Origin of the sequence: Exiguobacterium sp. s163 (genome assembly GCF_018617135.1) — a bacterium.
Taxonomy (GTDB): domain Bacteria; phylum Bacillota; class Bacilli; order Exiguobacteriales; family Exiguobacteriaceae; genus Exiguobacterium; species Exiguobacterium profundum.
Genome location: NZ_JACSJN010000004.1, coordinates 28,633 through 47,863 on the forward strand (window position 1 = coordinate 28,633; position 19,231 = coordinate 47,863).

At 46.6% G+C, this 19,231-nt stretch carries 19 protein-coding genes; 11 read left to right on the forward strand and 8 right to left on the reverse strand.

All coding sequences use genetic code 11. The features are described from left to right. Positions 1-59: 59 nt before the first annotated feature. The 3 genes from KNO71_RS11100 to KNO71_RS11110 all read left to right on the forward strand — a co-directional run bounded on the left by KNO71_RS11100 (position 60) and on the right by KNO71_RS11110 (position 1,836). Positions 60-881 (forward strand): YihY/virulence factor BrkB family protein, encoded by an 822-nt coding sequence (locus KNO71_RS11100; RefSeq protein WP_214684210.1) that lies wholly within the window; start codon positions 60-62, stop codon positions 879-881. 79 nt (positions 882-960) lie between these two features. Next, on the forward strand, positions 961-1,515 hold the full coding sequence (locus tag KNO71_RS11105; RefSeq protein ID WP_012726366.1) for a hypothetical protein: 555 nt from the start codon (positions 961-963) through the stop codon (positions 1,513-1,515). A 15-nt stretch (positions 1,516-1,530) separates the two neighbouring features. After that, the gene (locus KNO71_RS11110; protein ID WP_078146956.1) at positions 1,531-1,836 is read left to right on the forward strand and encodes a hypothetical protein; all 306 of its coding nucleotides are present in this window, start codon (positions 1,531-1,533) and stop codon (positions 1,834-1,836) included. A 49-nt stretch (positions 1,837-1,885) separates the two neighbouring features. Here the strand turns inward: KNO71_RS11110 and putP are convergent, their stop codons facing one another. Both putP and KNO71_RS11120 read right to left on the reverse strand, forming a co-directional pair. Next, the gene (gene putP / locus KNO71_RS11115) at positions 1,886-3,367 is read right to left on the reverse strand and encodes a sodium/proline symporter PutP (protein ID WP_078146955.1); all 1,482 of its coding nucleotides are present in this window, start codon (positions 3,365-3,367) and stop codon (positions 1,886-1,888) included. Between the two features lie 345 nt (positions 3,368-3,712). Next, positions 3,713-4,684 carry a D-alanyl-D-alanine carboxypeptidase family protein gene (locus tag KNO71_RS11120; protein WP_251030100.1) on the reverse strand — a complete coding sequence of 324 codons (972 nt, stop codon included), beginning with the start codon at positions 4,682-4,684 and terminating at the stop codon, positions 3,713-3,715. Positions 4,685-4,883: 199 nt separating this feature from the next. Here KNO71_RS11120 and KNO71_RS11125 point away from each other — a divergent pair, with 199 nt between their 5' ends. The 5 genes from KNO71_RS11125 to KNO71_RS11145 all read left to right on the forward strand — a co-directional run bounded on the left by KNO71_RS11125 (position 4,884) and on the right by KNO71_RS11145 (position 10,303). Then, entirely contained in the window at positions 4,884-6,416 is a 1,533-nt protein-coding gene (locus KNO71_RS11125; RefSeq protein ID WP_214688686.1) for an FAD-dependent oxidoreductase, read from the forward strand. Between the two features lie 74 nt (positions 6,417-6,490). Next, a complete protein-coding gene (locus tag KNO71_RS11130) occupies positions 6,491-7,963 on the forward strand; it encodes a carboxypeptidase M32 (protein WP_214684215.1) in 1,473 nt (490 codons plus the stop codon). Then, positions 7,960-8,667, forward strand: coding sequence for a glycerophosphodiester phosphodiesterase (locus tag KNO71_RS11135; RefSeq protein ID WP_214688688.1), 708 nt, complete (start codon positions 7,960-7,962; stop codon positions 8,665-8,667). The genes KNO71_RS11130 and KNO71_RS11135 overlap by 4 nt, the downstream gene beginning before the upstream one ends. Before the next feature lie 249 nt (positions 8,668-8,916). Then, complete coding sequence (locus KNO71_RS11140; RefSeq protein WP_012726359.1) at positions 8,917-9,714, forward strand: DUF4397 domain-containing protein; 798 nt, start codon at positions 8,917-8,919, stop codon at positions 9,712-9,714. Further along, positions 9,659-10,303 carry a class F sortase gene (locus tag KNO71_RS11145; protein WP_251025611.1) on the forward strand — a complete coding sequence of 215 codons (645 nt, stop codon included), beginning with the start codon at positions 9,659-9,661 and terminating at the stop codon, positions 10,301-10,303. Before KNO71_RS11140 ends, KNO71_RS11145 begins: the two co-directional genes overlap by 56 nt. A gap of 87 nt (positions 10,304-10,390) precedes the next feature. Here the strand turns inward: KNO71_RS11145 and KNO71_RS11150 are convergent, their stop codons facing one another. Then, positions 10,391-10,828 carry a MarR family winged helix-turn-helix transcriptional regulator gene (locus KNO71_RS11150; protein ID WP_012726357.1) on the reverse strand — a complete coding sequence of 146 codons (438 nt, stop codon included), beginning with the start codon at positions 10,826-10,828 and terminating at the stop codon, positions 10,391-10,393. A gap of 88 nt (positions 10,829-10,916) precedes the next feature. Further along, positions 10,917-11,975, reverse strand: a complete 1,059-nt coding sequence (locus KNO71_RS11155; RefSeq protein ID WP_270812121.1) for a GTP pyrophosphokinase — start codon at positions 11,973-11,975, stop codon at positions 10,917-10,919. Positions 11,976-12,071: 96 nt separating this feature from the next. On the opposite strand from KNO71_RS11155, the gene KNO71_RS11160 reads away from it, so the two are divergent. Together KNO71_RS11160 and KNO71_RS11165 are read left to right on the forward strand one after the other, a co-directional pair. Continuing rightward, entirely contained in the window at positions 12,072-12,296 is a 225-nt protein-coding gene (locus KNO71_RS11160) for a hypothetical protein (protein WP_214688689.1), read from the forward strand. 79 nt (positions 12,297-12,375) lie between these two features. Then, positions 12,376-12,696, forward strand: coding sequence for a YflT domain-containing protein (locus tag KNO71_RS11165; RefSeq protein ID WP_078146948.1), 321 nt, complete (start codon positions 12,376-12,378; stop codon positions 12,694-12,696). Between the two features lie 29 nt (positions 12,697-12,725). Here the strand turns inward: KNO71_RS11165 and KNO71_RS11170 are convergent, their stop codons facing one another. Next, positions 12,726-13,763: an SDR family oxidoreductase gene (locus KNO71_RS11170; RefSeq protein ID WP_214684221.1), complete on the reverse strand. Its 1,038-nt coding sequence runs from the start codon at positions 13,761-13,763 to the stop codon at positions 12,726-12,728. Between the two features lie 189 nt (positions 13,764-13,952). Between KNO71_RS11170 and KNO71_RS11175 the strand changes: the two genes are divergently transcribed. After that, positions 13,953-15,248, forward strand: coding sequence for a glutamine synthetase family protein (locus KNO71_RS11175; RefSeq protein WP_047795294.1), 1,296 nt, complete (start codon positions 13,953-13,955; stop codon positions 15,246-15,248). Positions 15,249-15,289: 41 nt separating this feature from the next. Here the strand turns inward: KNO71_RS11175 and KNO71_RS11180 are convergent, their stop codons facing one another. From KNO71_RS11180 to KNO71_RS11190, 3 genes are all read right to left on the reverse strand, one after another. Next, on the reverse strand, positions 15,290-16,783 hold the full coding sequence (locus tag KNO71_RS11180) for a peptide MFS transporter (protein ID WP_012726351.1): 1,494 nt from the start codon (positions 16,781-16,783) through the stop codon (positions 15,290-15,292). Between the two features lie 143 nt (positions 16,784-16,926). Then, the gene (locus KNO71_RS11185; protein WP_214688691.1) at positions 16,927-18,171 is read right to left on the reverse strand and encodes an MDR family MFS transporter; all 1,245 of its coding nucleotides are present in this window, start codon (positions 18,169-18,171) and stop codon (positions 16,927-16,929) included. A 268-nt stretch (positions 18,172-18,439) separates the two neighbouring features. Continuing rightward, positions 18,440-19,231, reverse strand: a complete 792-nt coding sequence (locus KNO71_RS11190; RefSeq protein ID WP_353047664.1) for an AI-2E family transporter — start codon at positions 19,229-19,231, stop codon at positions 18,440-18,442.

Here is a 19,231-nt window from a genome sequence, read left to right on the forward strand (position 1 = left end):
TTCAAATTATTTATTTCAAATACCGCTATTATTTTATTAAAAGAAAGTAGAGAGTATCGATGAAACAAGTATTTTTGACAGTCGTCAAGCGATTTTTTACGGAACGATTTTTTGATCAAGCGGCCATGTTGGCCTATTATTTCATTCTATCCACGTTCCCGTTCCTATTATTCGTATTAGGGATTGTCGGATTTTTGCCGTTTACGAGTGGCGATGTGATTCAAGCGTTATCACTCATCATGCCTGAAGCCAGTTACAAGCTATTAGAAGGGAACATTGAAGCCGTATTCGACAACTCCAAATTGAAATTGGCATCATTCAGTATCTTACCAGCACTCTGGATCTCATCTATGGCCGTACAATCTCTCGTGCGAGCATTGAACGATGCCTACCGGGCTGTTCGTAATAAAGCCTTTTGGAGGGGCGTCTTACAGGATATCGCCATCACCTTGGCGCTCATGTTTGTGTTGCCATTTTCATTGCTTGTCCCTGTGATTGAGACGGCACTTCGAGAAATCTCTTCATACGTGTTGTTCATCGATGAGATTGTCACGACATATGCGCAGATTTGGTTTTACTTCAGATGGATCATCGGAACAGGTCTTCTATTCACTGTATTCGTATTTGTATATAAGTGGTTGCCAAGTGTGTCCGGAACATTTAAAAATAGTTGGGCCGGAGCCGCTTTTGCAACAGTAGGGATTCTGCTCGTCTCGAACGTGTTTAGTTACTATTCACAATTCGCAAACTATGAACAGTTTTATGGTCAACTCGGTGCGTTCATCGTCTTATTGATTTGGTTTTATCTCGCTGCCTCTGTCATCTTGCTTGGTGGGCTGTTGAATGCGACGTTAATCGAGAGGAAAGAAAAACTTCGTTAGACGTGTAATTGCTAGTTATCATTCGAAAGAATAGGGAATGGTATCGTAAGGTCACATCATCAAAGCGGAGGTGGGAAACATGGATATGCAACGGCTCGTACACAATCGTCGTTTCATCGATCAATCATTGTTTTACCTCGCCTTACATCTATGGAAATGGATCCTACTGTTACCTGTCTTGTTCTATTTAGACGTCTCGTTCCGCCATTCGCCATTCTCTGAGTACTTGATTGTCAGTATCATCTTGTATCTCATGTTTCGTGTAATTCAGTATGTGATAGCCAGTCGGGCATCTCTCATGGAATTAGTAGAGTTCGGTTACGGATTGCTATCACTTGTTCTCGTCTTCTCGTTCATGATGGAAATCGGCGCGCCACCGATCGCTGTCGCGATAGTTGGAGCTGCATACTTGAGCCATCCGATGCTTTCTCTACATCACTATCAAAACTTTTCAGAGCGCAAATGGTTAAACAAACAGTTTCAATTATTTAGCCCGATGCTTCGCCAGGGTGAGGTACCGGTTCATGTCCTCGTGTTGACGGAAGATGAAATTGTGATTACTGTAGAAAGTGGAAAAGAGTTTACGTACCGTCATATTTACTGGGGCGGTTTTTATGTAGAAAATCCTTCCTAAAAGGTGGTTACTCAGTTGTTTAGTGGATTTGATAATGTGATTGTCATCGTATTCTGGATTGCAACATTCATCGCTTTCTTTAAAGGCGCCTATGATATGTGGCGTGAATACCGAACGTCGAAAGAAAAATCAGTATTGTACTTCTTAATCGTACTGATTCTCACATGGTTTTGGTTCAATCCATACGAATTGGTCGCATTGCATCCGTTCGTACTAATGGCGTACTATTGGAACCGAAATCGGTGGATGCGAAACGCAATGTTCGTGTTGGTTCTCGTACCGTTTGTGATTCGTGTCTGGTTAATCGCAGCATCGATGTAAAACAAAAAACTCGGTCCCTTTATAGGGAACCGAGTTTTTGTGTGAATCGTTACTCTTTCTTCGCTGCTGCCAATTCAGCTTCCATTTCACCGAATTCACGGTTGATACGTTTTTGTTCTTTCTGGCTAGTAAAGTTACTGACAAGCACGATTGCCAACATACTCAAGAAGAAGCCAGGTACCATTTCATAAAGGACTGTCGAAAGTCCAGTGACGATCCAGAGAATGACGGTAATGGCACCGACGAGGATACCAGCGAGGGCACCTTGACGCGTCATCTTGCTCCAGTAAAGTGACAAGAGGATTGCTGGTCCAAATGCAGAACCGAATCCAGCCCATGCATATCCTACGAGTGTGAGGATTGTACTTGATGGGTTGAGTGACATGAGCGTCGCTACAACTCCTACTAGCAAGACACCAACACGTCCGGCAAGGACCATCGTCTTCTCACTTGCATCTTTGTTGAAGAATTTACGATAGAAGTCTTCTGTCAATGCAGATGATGTGACGAGCAATTGCGACGATACCGTCGACATGACCGCAGCAAGGATGGCTGCCAATAAGAAACCAGTGATGAACGGGTGGAACAAGACTTCAGAGAATTGAATGAAGACTGTTTCCGGGTCCCCGAGTGGATTTCCTTGTCCTCGGAAATAAGCGATTCCGACGAACCCTGTCATGACGGCACCGATGATAGATACTGTCATCCAGCTCATCCCGATACGACGAGCCGTTTTCAATGATTTCACATCACGGATTGCCATAAATCGAACAATGATGTGTGGCTGACCGAAGTAACCAAGTCCCCAAGCGAGGAGACCGATAATCCCGAGTGTCGTCGTCCCTTTAAAGAGGTCGAACAAATCGGCATTGATTGTCGTTGCAGAGTTGACAGCAGTGTCTACTCCACCGATATCTGTTAAAGCGACGAATGGTACGAGCACGAGCGCCAAGAACATGATGACACCTTGTGCGAAGTCCGTCCAACTAACTGCCGTGAATCCACCGAAGAGGGTGTATAAGATGACGACACTAATTGTGACAATGACACCTGTCTGATAATTTAATCCGAATGAGCTTTCAAACAACTTCCCGCCGGATACAAGCCCAGCTGACGTGTAGAACGTGAAGAAGATGATGATGACGGATGCAGAAAGGATCCGTAGCCAGTTCGAGTGATCTCGGAACCGATTCTCTAAGAAATCTGGAATCGTAATCGAATCGTTCGCCATCTCTGTGAAGACGCGAAGTCGTGGAGCAACTAACAAGTAGTTCAAGTAAGCTCCGATGACCAATCCAACGGCTAACCAAATTGCTGATAGTCCAGTTGCATACATTGCACCCGGTAGTCCCATTAACATCCAACCACTCATATCCGAAGCTCCGGCTGACATGGCTGTAACACCTGGCCCCATTTTACGGCCACCTAACATATAATCTGATGAATCGGTCGTTCGTTTATAAGCAACGTATCCGATAAGAAGCATCATCACGAGATAAAGCGCGATGGATACCCATTCTTGCCATAGCATTGAATTACCTCCTATTAAGTTAAAAGATCTATTTAATCAACTCGTTCGCGATTGTGTGAAGACATCACAAAGTTAAAAACAAAAGTTGAAAATGCGAACTTGTGCTTTACCTTACAGAACCTTTGAAATGATTGCAAACTTACACTTTTTCATAAAAACGGCTCTAAAGCCCATTATACCAACGGATGAAGGCTAAAATTTTCGAATAAAAAGTTTAAATATTCTGAATATTTGAAATGCTGAGGACTTTCCTGTGTAACACGAATGTAATATTTATGGGAAAATTTTCAGAAAACATATTTTTAATCATAAGAAAAAGAGCATCTTTAAATGCTCTTGAGGTCCTTATTTGAATGCTTTTTCTTCAACAAGTCGCATCGTCGGGAACGTTTGTCCAGATTTCGCCTGCATCGTAACCAAGATATATGTTTCGCCATTATGTTTCATGATGAATACCATCGTATATCCGGATTCGTCCGTATAACCCGTCTTCGTGGCGGTCACAAACTTCGAGTAGTTGACACTTCGTTCATTGACGGATGAACCGAGGTGATACCACCAACGACGCTTGCCGTTACCGTCTTTATCTTTGAATTCGGCTTTAAATTCATAAGTCCCGGCAATTTCAATCAACTCCGGGTATGTACTGAATGCGAAGGCGATTTTAGCCATGTCGTTCGCCGTCGTATAATGATTCGGATCCGAGTAGCCATGCGCATTTACGAAATGCGTTCCAGTCAATCCTAAAACCTTTGCTCGATCATTCATCAATTGAACGAAGGCCTCGGTCGACCCGCTCGTGTATTCCGCAAGGCTGTTCGCAGCATCGTTTCCGGATTCAAGTAGCGTGGCGTAAAGTGCTTGACGAACTGTCAATGTATCCCCGATGGCAAGATGCGCGATATGGCTGTCCCATGGAATATCGAGTGTCGACTGTTGAATCGTAATGATCGGCTGGTCGAGTTCATTCGCTGCAGATGCCTTCTCATAAGCAAGCAGTGCCGTCATCAATTTGGTCGTACTGGCTGGAAACACACGATCATTGGCGTTTTTATCGATTAATATCTCTTGTTTGGTCACATTGACGAAAGTTAGTGCACCAACAGAGATTTCCTCATCCGAAATCATCTTCGTCTCACTCGGACTCCATGAACCCATGTCGATATCCGGGAAAAGCGGACCTATCTTCATCGGTTCAGCTTTTGGTGTGGACGCTTCTGCTAATGTCGGTGCTTCTTTATCTTGTTTAAATCCGACCAACGTCGGGATCAGTGCGATGATTCCGAGTAGAACGACCGCGGCAATCATTCTTCGCATGATGTACGTTCTTCTTCGGTGTCTCCTTCTACGGGTCAACAAAAGTCCCTCCTTTTTTGGTTACTCTATAAACATAATAGAAAACGCTTATTTTTTTCGCTGATAAAATAAAGAACTAGGTCAATGATTGATCGGCGGTGAAAGAATTGTGTTTCGGGTATAAGGGTAAAGATGTCACTTTTTGAGAGGAGAATGCGTTATGCATCGTTATCCGTTCACGAACTCCATTTGGCGTCAACATGATACTGGGACGCCGTACCCATCCCTTTCCGTTTCGGAATCGACCGAAGTCGTCGTCATCGGGGCAGGGATTGCCGGACTCGTCTGCGCCTATGAACTCCAAAAACGAGGGAGGCAAGTGACGCTTTTAGAAGCACTAGAGATTGGACATGGGACGACGGGACATACAACGGCAAAATGTTCCGTTCAACATGGGACGATTTATCATAAGTTGATTCGTCATTTTGATGAATCCATCGCGCGTTTATATTACGAGTTCAACTCAGAAGCGCTCGTCTATTTGAAAAATCAAATCAAAGAAGGGTTTGACTGCGATCACTCGAATGAACAATCGTTTCTTTATTCTAGGGAACCGAACGAAGAACTTACGAAAGAACTGGATGCGTATCGTCGCTTAAAGATTGACGGGGGAGAAGCGACGGAAGAAGTGAGAAAAGCGCTCCCGTTTTCAATCGAGCAGGCGTTGGTGATTCATAACCAAGCCCAATTCCACCCCATGAAATATCTAAGTGAATTAGCGAATCGTTTTGTTCAACACGGTGGGAAGATTTATGAAAACTCTAGAGCGACGGAAGTGAGTCAAGGACCGCGTCCTGTAGTCACTACTTCTACCGGTAGAAGAGTACAAGGAAATCAAGTCGTGATTGCGACCCATTATCCATTCAATGACCTGCGCGGGTTATATGTGTCGAAATTTTCTGTTGAGCGATCGTATATTGTCGCCTGTGAATCGCGGAGTCGACCACTTAAAGGGATGTACTTAGAGGTAGGAGAGCGCAAACGCTCGTTTCGGTCCTATGAGGAAAACGGAAAGACCTATTTACTAGTTGGCGGTGAAGGGCATACGGCGGGGCAAGTCACTGACACGCGTAGCCGATATGATCGATTAGAGCATGATGCCCAGGCACATTTCGAAACGAATCGGGCATCCTATCGGTGGTCATCTCAAGATCTTATCACCTTAGACGGACTTCCTTACGTAGGGCAAATGTTCAAGAGAGAACCAGATCTCTTTGTGGCGACTGGATTTTCGAAATGGGGGATGACGAACGGAATCGCTGCCGGCACCTTGCTCGCGGATCAACTCACAGGTCGTCCGAACCGATTCGTCAATCTGGTCTCACCGCTCCGTCAAACGGTTAAATCTAGTGATATCAGTGCATTTCTTAAAACGAACTTAGATACTGCCACTCAATTTGCGAAAGGGACAGTCGATCGGCTATTTGAACGAAAAGATGTAAAAGACCTACAGCTAGACGAGGGTGGGGTCGTGCAAGTTGATGGCAAGACGAGTGGCGTTTATCGAGATTTGGATAACCAATGCCATGTCGTCAACCTGACCTGTACGCACCTCGGCTGTACAGTGAAATGGAACAATGCCGAGCGGTCATGGGATTGTCCATGCCACGGCTCTCGTTTCGATGCAAAAGGCAACGTCTTAGAAGGTCCTGCCATAAAACCACTTTCCTACAGCAAGCGAGAAGATTTGTAAACTGGTGTAGGCAAAGGTTGACATCTATAATAAAGTAGAAAGGGAACAGAATAACACATAGGGGTGAAAGACAGATGGAAGTTACAAAAGAATGGCGTGAACATTTTAAGCAACTGCGTTCCTTCGATGAGGCGATCTCGCTCTTGTATTGGGACATGCGTACACAAATGCCGGAACAGTCGGCACCGCTTCGGGCAGAAACGATCGGTTATTTATCGACTGAGGCGTTCAAACGACAGACGAGTGAGTCGTTCGCTTCATTACTAGAACGGATGGCAGATGAAAAGGATTTATCTGACGTCGAGGCGCGGTCACTTGAAATCGCGAAGACGCAATACGAACGGAATGCCAAGATTCCACACAATGAATATCAAGCATATGTAACACTCGTTTCGGAAGCCGAGACGGCATGGGAAAAGGCGAAAGAACAGGACGACTGGGACATGTTCGCTCCATACCTTAAACAGATTATCGAATTCCAGCAAAAATTTGCGGAATATTTCGGCTATGAGAAACATCCGTACGATGCATTGCTCTATGATTTCGAACCGGGCATGACGGTCGAGCTCTTAGACGAATTATTCGCCTCGCTCCGAGACGAACTTGTTCCTCTCATCCAGCAGCTCCCAAAAGAATCGCTCTCTCTGGACTGGTCGATGCCGGCGGATGTTCAAGAAACCATTTGTCATGACTGGATGAATGTCGTCGCTTACGATTTATCACGTGGTCGATTGGATGCGACAGTACATCCGTTCGAAATCACCATCAACCGCCGCGACGTCCGGATTACGACGAAGTATGATGAAGCAGATTTCAGAAATGCACTGTTCGGTACGATGCATGAAGCGGGTCACGCGACGTATGAGCAGCAAATCGACCCGATGCTCGATGAACTCGGGCTAGGTGGCGGTGCGTCGATGGGGATTCATGAGTCCCAGTCGCTCTTCTTTGAGAACTTCATCGGACGAAGCGAAGCGTTCTTGCGTCGCGTCTATCCGAAACTACAATCGCTTCATCCGGTATACGATGCAATCGACTTCGACACTTTCTATCGAGGTGTGAATGAAGCGAAACCATCTCTGATTCGGATCGAGGCTGACGAATTGACATACAGTCTACACATCATCATCCGCTATGAGCTCGAGAAGGCACTCATCCAAGGGACGTTGTCCGTCGATGAGCTTCCTGCGGCATGGAATGAAAAGTATAAAGAGTATCTCGGACTCGATGTCCCGTCGAATGCCAAAGGAGTCCTCCAAGACGTCCATTGGGCAGGCGGTTCGTTTGGATACTTCCCGAGCTATGCCCTCGGATTGATTTATGCGGCCCAATTGACAGAAACGTTGAAATCAGATCTTCCGGAATTTGAGACATTGATTGCAGAAGGTGAAATTGAACCGGTCAAAGCGTGGCTACAGGAGAACGTTCATCAATATGGAAAACGTCTCACCCCGAACGAACTCATTCAACAAGTGACGGGTCAAGCGATTTCGGTCCAACCGCTCGTTCGATATTTGACGAAGAAATATCAAACAGTTGCCAAATGAAACGATTTGCACATCGTGGCGTGATGGCACATCGTCCGGAGAATACGATGTCGGCATTCAGGCTCGCACTCGAAACCGGAGCAGATGGGATTGAAACGGATGTCCATATGACAAAGGACGGCGTCCTCGTGCTCATCCATGATGAGACGCTCGAACGGACGACCGACGGAAGAGGGCAAGTTTCACTCTATACCTATGATGAGCTTAAACAGGTTAATGCCGGGGTACATCATGGGGTCGAAGAACACATCCCGACGCTCGAGGAGCTGTTCGCCCTGGTGAAAGAGGAATCGGTCATTTTGAACTTAGAAGTGAAGACGGATGTCCTTCGATATGAAGGAATCGAATCTCGCATCATCGAATCCATTGAATCCGCTGGAATTGATGCGTCCCGCATTCTCTTTTCCTCATTCAATCATGAGACCATTCACCGATTGAAACAGATGAGACCGGATATCGAAGCGGCCATTCTGCTTGCACAGCCGCTTTATGACATTTCCGGATATCTTCGATTCGTCGGAGCGGATTCGGTCCACCCACACATCGATCGGATCACAGACGAAGAAGTACGCTCGTTGCAAGGTCGAGGGATTCCGATCAGACCGTATACGATTAAAACACAACATCAACTTGAGCGTTGTATGGCACTTCAAGTCGATGCCATCTTTGTCAATGATATCGAATGGGCAAACGAAACCACTTAGTCGCCGACTGAGTGGTTCTATATTTGGTTGGAAGGGAACTACATTTTATGTAAAGATAGCGCTTTCGTCCGTTAGCATATCGGAGCACATTCAGGGCATAGTGTCCCCTTTACGTCATTGTCGGATTGTCTTAAGTTTAAGATGTCACCGAGCTACATAGCAATCAGATGTAGCACACCATGTAGCACTGCATCACATTTGTTGTATGCACGTTGTGGGTTACCAAAGATCAAAAGGAGGAAATTTCACATGAAGAAGTTGATGTCTTTACTGGGTACTCTAGCACTGGCTTTCGCTTTCGTCTTACCGGTTAGCGCGGATGGACATGAAAACGCGATGGTCCGTGTGCTACATGCTTCACCTGATGCACCGGCAGTTGACGTGTACGTGGATGGGGAAGTCGCGGTCGAGGGAGCAGAATTCAAGGATCTCACAGACTACTTGACACTTCCTGCAGGCGATTACAACGTTGAAATCAAGCCGGCAGGTGACGCTGAAACAGTCGTCGTCGCAGCAGACCTTTCAATCGAGGCAGGCAAGTTCTATACAGCCGCTGCAATCGGTCAACTTGAAAACATCGAAATCGCTGCAATGGAAGACGATGCAAACTTTGAAGATGGTAAATCGAAAGTTCGTGTCGCTCACTTCGCACCAGATGCACCAGCGGTTGATGTCGCACCTAAAGGTGGCGACCCACTCTTCTCAAACCTCGAGTTCAAAGCAGTAAGTGATTACGGCACACTCGATGCTGGAACTTATGACCTTGAAGTCCGCCCCGCTGGAGCGACTGACGTCGTCAAAGCACTTGACGGTGTTGCACTTGAAGGTGGCAAAAACTATACAGCATTCGCAATCGGACTCCTTGAAGGAGAACCAGCGTTTGAAGTCCTTCTCGCTGCTGATGGTGGGGAAATGGCAATGGCTCCTGAAACAGGACAAGGTGGTCTTGCTCAAACAGCTTCAATGAACTGGTTGCTCGCGGCAGCAGTGGTTGGAGCGGCAGCAGCTGGATTCTACGTCTTTCGTCGTCAGAAGCAAGACGCTTAAACTGATTTTCTTAGGAACAATCACATTTCTCGTATGGAGCGCTCAAGCGGAAGCTCCTGACAAACCGTTCGTGATGCCAACGGCTGAATTTGCCGAACCGCAGGTCTTGACCTCGAAGCAGGTCGATCGACAAACGTTTCATTCGAACAGTTTCGTCCCTGCCCGGCTGGTCATAGCTTCAATCGATGTTGATACATCGATTGAAGCGGTCGGGAAGGATGGGGCTGGAAGAATGGACACACCGTCTGACGTGAATCAAGTCGGTTGGTATCAATACGGAGCCAAAGCAGGCGCAACGGGGAATGTCGTCCTATCGGGTCATCTAGATGATCTGAATGGTCCAGCTATCTTTGCGAATCTGGATCAACTTCCGATCGGAGAACTGGTGACGCTCCAACGGAAAGACCAAGTCGCAACGTATGAAGTGGTCAGTGTGAAACAGTATCGCCTCGACCAAGTGCCGCTCGCTTCCATTTTTGCGGCGACTCAGTCAAAGCGTATTCAATTGATCACTTGTGCAGGACCGTATGACGAAAACCTTGGGTATCGGGACCGGATTGTGGTCACGGCACACCTGATTGAAACGTAAAGATGAAGAGATGCTGACCGATGGGTCGCATCTCTTTTTTTCGCAAAAAATAGCCCTTCACCTTTACGGTGAAGGGCTATAGTCGGATTAAGCATCCATACGATCTAATAATTTTGAAAGTAAAATGAGTTCGTCATCTGAAAAATCAGTGAAGACATCCATCAAATATTCAATCTTCATGCTCTCTAGCGTCTCAAACAACTCACGACCTTCATCCGTTGCCTGAAGTTCAACGACACGGCGGTCACGCTCGCTACGTTCGCGAGAGATCAATCCTTTTTTCGTCAACTCATCGGCAAGTGCGGTGATCATCGAGGCTGAAAATTGAAACTCATTTGACAGAGCAGAGGCGATTTGAGGACTCTGTTGACAAAGAGAACGTAGAATGAAGAATTCATTGCGGGTCAAATATTGTGAGAACATCGAACGGAGATTTTTTTTCACTCCGCGATAGTTCATCCGGATTCCACGTTCAGCGTCTGCGACGAGCTGACGACGTGAAGCGGTCTGTACGGGTGTTGTCATCCTCGAAACTACCTCCTGGCGATAATATTATTCATATATACTTCAGAACATAGAAACATTCTACATTAAAAACATGTTGTCTGTAAAGTTATAGGGGCTCGTCTTTTGCCCGAATTTGTTGAATGATGTCTTCATAATGTTTCAAGTCCGGATAGAACCGTCTAAAGAAAAATTCAATCTGTGGGTCATCACCTTCCGCTAACAGTTTAGCGAGAACGGCATAAACGACACCCATCCCTTGTCTCGGCAAGAGGGAAGATGGAAGTAATGTCGCACACTGAACTGCCTGTGTGAAGTAAGTGGAGAGCGTATCGCTCAAATCTTTAAACGTACGAATATCGGCGTAATGGAACATTCGGGTCAGTTCGACAATGGCAGAGAGATCGGTCTCGAGCAACCATTCGCTCTGGAAAATCGCGTTGTCTAGCTTCTCAACCGTTTGATCATTTGCGATATAATAATTCAGGTTATCACGTGTGATGGTCACTTTTTCAGGGGAGTCGAGAATCTGTTCAACCGTCTCCTGTTCGAATGTCCGCAATTGTTTTCGAATGTTCACGAACTCGGAGTCGGCAATCTCCAAGAGTCCGGCGACCCGGCTGAAACTTCGTTTAATTTCAGGCGGCACGGCATTCGGATTTTTGTAGCCGAGGTCATGTTCAATCTCTGCCCATGCATGTTGTAAGATGGAGCGGACTTGAATTTCCGCTTCTTTTTCTGCGAAACGGCGATATTCACCGAGCGCAAGGCGTTTCTCACTCAGTTCCACGACATAATGAACGGAAAGATAACCGAATTCATTGGCATCGAGCAATGTCGACTTGTCGATGGACTGTTCACGATCGATGGTGAATTCATCTTCCAAGATTTGCGCGACGGCTCGTACGTCGTCATGAAAGTATGTCACAATCCGTATTCCGGCCAAGTCTTGCACGTCTCGTAATGAACGATATTGATAAGGTTTGCGTGAAAGTTTGGCATATAGACTGTCCGCTTCTTTGGCACGGGCAACGATTGAATGAAACTGGATGCCAGCTTCTGTCAACAATTCACTGAGGAGTGCTTTCAACTTTGTGGCAAACGCTTCATAATCTTCTTTTTCATTCAAATATTCAAGCATGATTGTATTCAAGTCTTGTTTTGGCACAGAACTCACTCCTTTTCTCTATCCATAGTATAGCATCACACACTAGAAACGATATGATAGCATGTATAAGGAACGAAACAGAAAGAGGTGGGCTGGATGCATACATTCCGTTCAGTTGAGAGAGAAAAAATCGAGATCATCGCTGGATTGTTGCAACAAGCAGGGTATCGCATATCTCGCATACGAGCAATAGATTGCCAGTTCATGGTGACCGCTCGGTTAGAGGGGCAGACTCAAATGGAAGGGGAACATGATCGCATCAAGGGGATCGTGCAACATTTCGTCATCGAAGAATGGACGATGAACGAAGAATCGAGTTGATTTGATGTTTACCACCTCATTTTTCGGGAATAACAAAAACAGTGAAAACCATGACTGTGAACGTTTAGGAGGATGGGGCATGTTAGAGACAAGAGTAGTGAATGATATGACGACGGTGGACCATGAAGTGAATGAGATGGTGTCAGGCGGATGTGTGAATGAGCATATCTATTTGTTCGCCAAAGATGAGGAATTGACCGTTCGATTGGCAGCAGAGGCCGGGGTACAACCATATCGAATTCCGGAAAAAGGAATGTTCGAGTCGTTGCTCTCGAAATTCACGAGCAATTCAGAAGATCGCATGGAACAGATGGAGAGTCTTGGACTCACAAAAGAGATGGTGGATTCACTCGAACGTGAAATCAAAGATGGTAAAATCGTGTTAGTTTGCGATAAATAAAAAATGGACCGATTTTTCCGGTCCATTTTTTATTTTGCTTTGTAGTAGGCATTCACGATGCGACGTAACGATTTTTGATCGAGACGGAGCGGAGCGAATCCAGCATCCTGTAGCAATTGTTTCGTGTTGTCGTCACGGAACGTGATATTCCGGTTCAAATACGGATTGAATACTTTCACCATATCGTTGAACGACTGTTCGACTGAGCTGAGTGTCGATGTCGGTGTCTCCGTGATTGTTAAATGCGGGAATGCTAACGACTCTTTCATATAGTCGAGCATCGTTTCATTTTTTGGTGGTGCGTCGTTTGTCACGTTATAGATTGTGCCCGCCTTCGCATGCTCGATGGCAGCGAGGAGTACATCCGCGACATAATCGACAGGGACAAGGTTTGATGTACCTGTCGCTGAGCCAATCAATCGAATCGACTCGACGTCATGCCCACGTCGTTCCAATTTCCGTTTGAACAGTTCGAGAGCACGCATATATCCGTACATCGTAAATTTTGAGTCAGCCTCTCCTGTTTTCGAGTCTCCGACGATGATGGCCGGTCGGAAGATTGACACATCAAGCTCATCCCGTGACTCCCAGACCGCCTGCTCGGCGTGTGCCTTGCTTTCTTCATACGGATTCAAAAAAGATTGCGACACGTCGTACAGTGTTTCCCCGCCAACTTCTTTAGCGCCAAGTGTGTAGGCCGTACTCACGTGGAAAAAGCGACGGCAGTCAATCAGCTTGGTCAAGCGAAGGGCCTCTTTCGTCCCGGTCAAATTGGTCTCGAACAATTCATCGCGCAATTCTTCATCGAATTTGACGAGTGCAGCCATGTGTAGGAATAAATCAATCTTCCCTCTATATGTCTCGATGAACGCTTCATTAGCACCGAGCGCATGTGACGTCAAGTCGCCTGGTAACACATCAATCGACTTTTGTTCTTCAGCGGTGAATTGTGCTTGTACCTTCTCCGGTGTTCGCGCCAACATGCAGACGCGATGCCCCCGCTGAATCAATTCTTTGGCGAGTCGCCCTCCTAAAAATCCGGTTCCACCAGTCATAAAAATATGCAATCGCGTTCTCCCTCTCTGTGACATTCTTTACCCATCATATCAACTCTTGTCGCATGTAGCCACTTTGCCTTTGCTGAAATTCCATGTTTAGAAAAAATCGAACTCGGTTATGAACTATAGAGAAGCGTACGAACGGTGCGTAAAGACAGCTTGCCTGTCAAATCTATTGAAGTGAGGTTTTAACGAATCATGGCAAATCTATTCGGAACAGACAAGGATGACGCAAAAAAGAAGCAACAAGATATTGAGAAAACGGTACAAGAGAAAAACATCACCCAAATCCATCTCTATTTCTCAGATGTTCTCGGTGATTTAAAACTCTTGACGCTTTCGGCAAAATTGTTGCCTGAAGTCTTTGAGGGAAAAACGATGTTTGACGGTTCTTCAATCAACGGGTTCTCTTCCATCAAAAACTCAGACTTATTCTTGAGACCGGATTTAGATCGTCCACGGTATGAGCAAGACGGCGAGGAAAATATTTTGGCATTCTTCTGTGACGTATGCACTCCGGAGGGAGAGCGATATGAATACGACCCACGTAATGTATTGAAGGATGCACTTGAACGTGCAGCACGTGATGGCTACTCGGTATTCGTCGGGGCAGAGCCGGAATTCTTCATCTTTGACGAGAACGGAGAATTTTATGACGAGGCCGGATATTTCTCGACACGTTCAGAGGATAAAGGATATGAAGTGCGACAGCACATCGCGAACCGTCTAAGCGGTGTCGGGTTCAATATTGAGGCTGTTCACCATGAAGTCGCTCCTGCGCAACATGAGATTGGCATCAAGTATGATGATGCACTCCATACGGCGGATAACATTCAGTTCTTTAAAGAAATCGTCAAGATTGCGGCGAAGGAGAAAGGGGCATCCGTCTCATTCTTGCCAAAACCGTTGCGTGATGTGAATGGTTCTGGAATGCACTTGAACATCTCTGTCTGGAAGAATGATGAGTCTGGAAATCCGACGACCAACGCGTTCGACGAAGTCGATGCGGATTACGGATTGTCGAAAACGGCGCGTCATTTCATCGAGGGAATCTTGAAGCATGCCCGTGCCACAGCAATCTTCACGAATCCACTACCGGAATCATACGAGCGTCTCGTTCCTGGATTCGAGGCACCTGTCAATATATGCTGGAGCCCATCGAACCGCAGTTCGATGATTCGAATCCCCGCTTCCCGTGGAAGTGCGACTCGTGTAGAGGTCCGAAATCCTGACCCGAGTGCGAACCCATATTTGGCACTTGCCGCGCTCATTTATGCGGGACTTGAAGGAATCGAGCAACAGCTCGTTCCGTCTTCTCCGAACGAGGATGACTTGTTCGAGTATTCTGCGAAGCAAATCGAGAGCCAAGGAATCGCATCACTGCCTGCGACATTCCATGAATCGATCCAATCACTGAAACAAGATAACTTCCATGACTACTTTAACCACAATATGATCGATCGCTACTTGTCACTCATTCAAGTGCGAAAATAAAAATGACGCCAGCCGATTCGATCGGCTGGCGTTTTTGATGGTTAATGGATTCCACGCATGTACACTTTGATTTTTGGTGCGAGTGCGAACAGAATCAAGCTTAAGACGATGGCGACGCCACCGATAATCCCGAAGTATAGCGTCTCATTCTCAGGTGTGTAGAACTTGACGAGCTGTGCGTTGATCCCTTGTGCAGCAGCGTTTGATAAGAACCAGAGCGACATCGTTTGAGCCGAGAAGGCAGCTGGAGCGAGTTTTGTCGTGGCCGACAAACCGACCGGTGACAAACTGAGTTCTCCCAACACGACGATGAAATAGCTCAAGACGAGCCAGAGTGGGCTGACGAGGGCATCTGGACCACTGAAGTATGCAGGGAGCAGGATGACCAAGAAACTGATCCCGGCAAACAAGATTCCGAAAGCAAACTTCGTCGGAATGCTCGGTTCGCGGTCACCAAGTCGGACCCATAACCAAGCGAAGACCGGTGCCAGTAAGATGATGAACAGTGGGTTCAGTGATTGGAACCATGCTGGTGACAACGTGAACCCAAAGAACTCTAAGTCAGTTCGTGTATCAGCATAACTCGCCAAAATCGTTGCGCCCTGCTCTTGGATTGCCCAGAACATGACCGAGGCGATGAATAGCGGAATGTAGGCGATGATTCGCGAACGCTCGACCTCAGTCGTTTTCGGGCTACGATACATGATAATGAAGTAGATGGTCGGAATCGCGATACCGAACACCCCGACGAGTGAGATGAACGTATTGATCGTGAACCATCCAAGTGGAATCAAGATTGCGAGTAAAACAGCGATTCCAATGGTGACAATGCTGACGATTTTAATCGTTTTCTTTTTCTCATCAGGCGTCAATGGATTCGGTACATACGAACCAGCTAAGCCGAGGTTCGTCTTGCGTGTCAATACGAAGACGACGAGTCCGACGAACATCCCGATGGCTGCGAGCGCAAAGCCCCAGTGGAATCCATAGTCTTTTTGTACTTGACCGACGATGAGTGGTGAAATGAACGCACCCAAGTTGATTCCCATGTAGAAGATACTGAATCCAGCGTCGCGACGGCGATCCGTCTCGCTATACATGTCTCCGACGATACTGGATACGTTTGGTTTCAATAAACCGGTACCAATGACAATCAACGCCATGGAGATAAACAGGAAGACGACGCTACCTGGAATCGAGAGGACGATGTGTCCGAGCATGATGAACACACCACCGTAGAATACCGCGCGAGACGTCCCGAAAATCCGGTCTGCAAGCCATCCCCCAATGACCCCGGACATATAGACGAGCGCGCCGTATACGGACATGATTGAGAGTGCGACGTTTCGGTCGAGACCGAGTCCTCCCTCAGAGACTTCATAGTACATATAGAATACGAGGATTGCCCGCATGCCATAGTACGAGAAACGTTCCCAAAATTCAGTGAAGAATAAAGTGAACAACCCCTTCGGTTGTCCGAAGAAGCCTTTTTGTGGAACACTATCCACGATTGTTTGTTTATCGATCCTTTCCATGAAAGATCCCTCCTTAACCGTTTTATCATAAAAAGGATTATTATGATTGTAAAGTGAATTGAATGATAATTTCAAATTTTAATAAAGATGAAAAGAATGAAAAGACCACACTTCCGAAATCAGAGAGTGTGGTCAATGAGCGGTTAAGCCGTCTTTTGCTTTGCTTCCGTCGCTTGGACATGACGTCCGAGCTGCCAATAGATGATGCCTGATAAACAACTCGCTCCACCGATGAGGATCAAAGCGATGTGTCCGGCACGATTGTCAAAAAAGAGACTTGCGATGATTGGTGCCGTGACACCGCCGATCAGCCATTGGATGCTCGCTGCACCGTTATAGGCACCACGCATATTCTCCGGTGCGATCAAGGCGATGAATGTCTGCTGAACAGGGGACATAATCATCTCACCTAACGTATAAAACGCATATACGGCGAGTAAGATCCCGACGAGTGGCACGTAAGGGGTATCGAGTGCGAACAAGGCTCTAGGCACAATCGCAAGCAAGATCATACCGATACCAAATACGGTCGCTCCTGCTAACATGACCTTACCGAACGGCTTGTTCCCGAGTTTTGAAGCAATCGGGAACTGGAAAAGAACTACCATGATTCCATTCAGTGCTAGCAGATACGGGAATGGGTTCTGTTGTGCGGTATACGTCGGGAGCGATTCTTTTAAAAAGAGTGGTAGCATGCTCTCGACGACGGAGAATCCCATTGATATGAATATACCCGCAAAGATGAAGACGAGAAACACGCGATCGTTATAAAAGACGCGCAACACTTCCCGGTTGCTTGGAGTCTCATCTTCCGTAAACTCGGGCAACGACTCATGTATGAACGTGCCGAGCGCAATCGCATATAGTCCAAAGACGAATGCCGCCGCAAAGAAGATGAGCTCGCGGTCGATGAACAGCACCGCACTACCAAGAAGTGGACCGAATGCAGCGCCGATGTTATGTCCCATCCGTAAAAGTCCGAACGCTTCGTTCATATGCTCTGGCTCCGTGACATCGGCGACCATCGCACTTGCGGCAGGGTGGAAGAGCGAGTTCGTCAGTCCGAGCATGGCGTTCAATAAAAGGAGCGGCCAGAACGAGTCGGCGAACGCAAATCCGATGAGGGCAAGTGCGTCCCCGATGATGGCGATCATCATGATTGGTTTTCGACCATACAGGTCTGCTAGCCGTCCTCCGATCATCGAACCGAGGAGCGCCATGATCGGGCCAGTCGCCATGATGATTCCGACTTGAAGGTAGCTGTCTAACTGGTCACTATAATAGAGAACAAGGAATGGGGCAATCATGAACATCGTAATTCCCGTAATCGTCTCCCCTAAAAAACGAATCCAAATGTTGCGGTCGAGCCGCTTGAGTGATTGAAACATACAGGTCACCTGCTTTATTTAATTTTAGACACAAAAAGGACGTCATATGCATAAAGGCATACGACGTCCCACGTTGTTTATGCATGCCTCGATAGGCAGGCGTCTTAGATATGAATCAATCGAAGAGGTGCCTGCCAATCAGTATGAACTTGAGTGAATGGTTTCGAAGATACTACTGACATGGGAACCTCTCCTTTCTGTTAATTGTGTTCTTCTCCTCAACTGTATGACACATTTCCTCAATGTGTCAACAAATTTATGAGGTGAATCAAAGTAATTCGTTTAGATTTTTTCGGTTCAGTCGATAATCGATGAGGCGAGACAAGACGACTTGAATCATGGCCGTGATCGGCACGCTCACGAACATCCCGACGAGGCCGAACAGACTTCCCCCGATGATAATCGATGTGATGACCCAAAATGGTGTGATCCCGACACTATCTCCAAGAATCTTTGGTCCGAGCCACAATCCGTCAAACTGCTGTAACAAGAAGATGAACAAGAGTACCAAGACGGCGGTGAACGGATCATAAAAATAGGTGATGATAAACGCCGGGATCATCCCGAGTAGCGGTCCGACATATGGGATGAAGTTTAAGACGCCGACGATGACTCCGAGAAGTAGGGCATATGGGGCCCCGATGATCAAGAGTCCGATGACTGCTAGCACTCCAATAATCAGACAGTCGAGCGACTTCCCAATGATATATCGCTTAAAGATATAATCCATCTCTTGAAAGATATCGATTGTCGTCTTCGCAGTGCCGACGGGTAATAGCGCATAGAGAAGACGCTTGAACATACGAGCGAAGACTTCTTTGTCCTTTAACAAATAGATGGAGATGACAATCCCAATCAAGAAGTTGATCAATGTCATTGTAAAACTAGAGACATAACTAACGGAAGAGAGGACGGCCGTCTCGACCCATCCAGAGTAACGATCCTCGAAGCGCGCAAAATCAATCGCTTGGGCGATCGTCGCGTTATAGTCTTTCAAGTAATTGTTCACTTCACCTAAAAAAACGTCGATTTGACGGATATAAACCGGTAACTCATTGAT

Coding starts and splice junctions, on each gene's coding strand:
- KNO71_RS11100 (WP_214684210.1), top strand. CDS start 60: ATGAAACAAGTATTTTTGACAGTCGTCAAGCGATTTTTTACGGAACGA.
- KNO71_RS11150 (WP_012726357.1), bottom strand. CDS start 10,828: ATGACAACACCCGTACAGACCGCTTCACGTCGTCAGCTCGTCGCAGAC.
- putP (WP_078146955.1), bottom strand. CDS start 3,367: ATGCTATGGCAAGAATGGGTATCCATCGCGCTTTATCTCGTGATGATG.
- KNO71_RS11140 (WP_012726359.1), top strand. CDS start 8,917: ATGAAGAAGTTGATGTCTTTACTGGGTACTCTAGCACTGGCTTTCGCT.
- KNO71_RS11165 (WP_078146948.1), top strand. CDS start 12,376: ATGTTAGAGACAAGAGTAGTGAATGATATGACGACGGTGGACCATGAA.
- KNO71_RS11175 (WP_047795294.1), top strand. CDS start 13,953: ATGGCAAATCTATTCGGAACAGACAAGGATGACGCAAAAAAGAAGCAA.
- KNO71_RS11130 (WP_214684215.1), top strand. CDS start 6,491: ATGGAAGTTACAAAAGAATGGCGTGAACATTTTAAGCAACTGCGTTCC.
- KNO71_RS11105 (WP_012726366.1), top strand. CDS start 961: ATGGATATGCAACGGCTCGTACACAATCGTCGTTTCATCGATCAATCA.
- KNO71_RS11120 (WP_251030100.1), bottom strand. CDS start 4,684: ATGCGAAGAATGATTGCCGCGGTCGTTCTACTCGGAATCATCGCACTG.
- KNO71_RS11160 (WP_214688689.1), top strand. CDS start 12,072: ATGCATACATTCCGTTCAGTTGAGAGAGAAAAAATCGAGATCATCGCT.
- KNO71_RS11135 (WP_214688688.1), top strand. CDS start 7,960: ATGAAACGATTTGCACATCGTGGCGTGATGGCACATCGTCCGGAGAAT.
- KNO71_RS11125 (WP_214688686.1), top strand. CDS start 4,884: ATGCATCGTTATCCGTTCACGAACTCCATTTGGCGTCAACATGATACT.
- KNO71_RS11185 (WP_214688691.1), bottom strand. CDS start 18,171: ATGTTTCAATCACTCAAGCGGCTCGACCGCAACATTTGGATTCGTTTT.
- KNO71_RS11180 (WP_012726351.1), bottom strand. CDS start 16,783: ATGGAAAGGATCGATAAACAAACAATCGTGGATAGTGTTCCACAAAAA.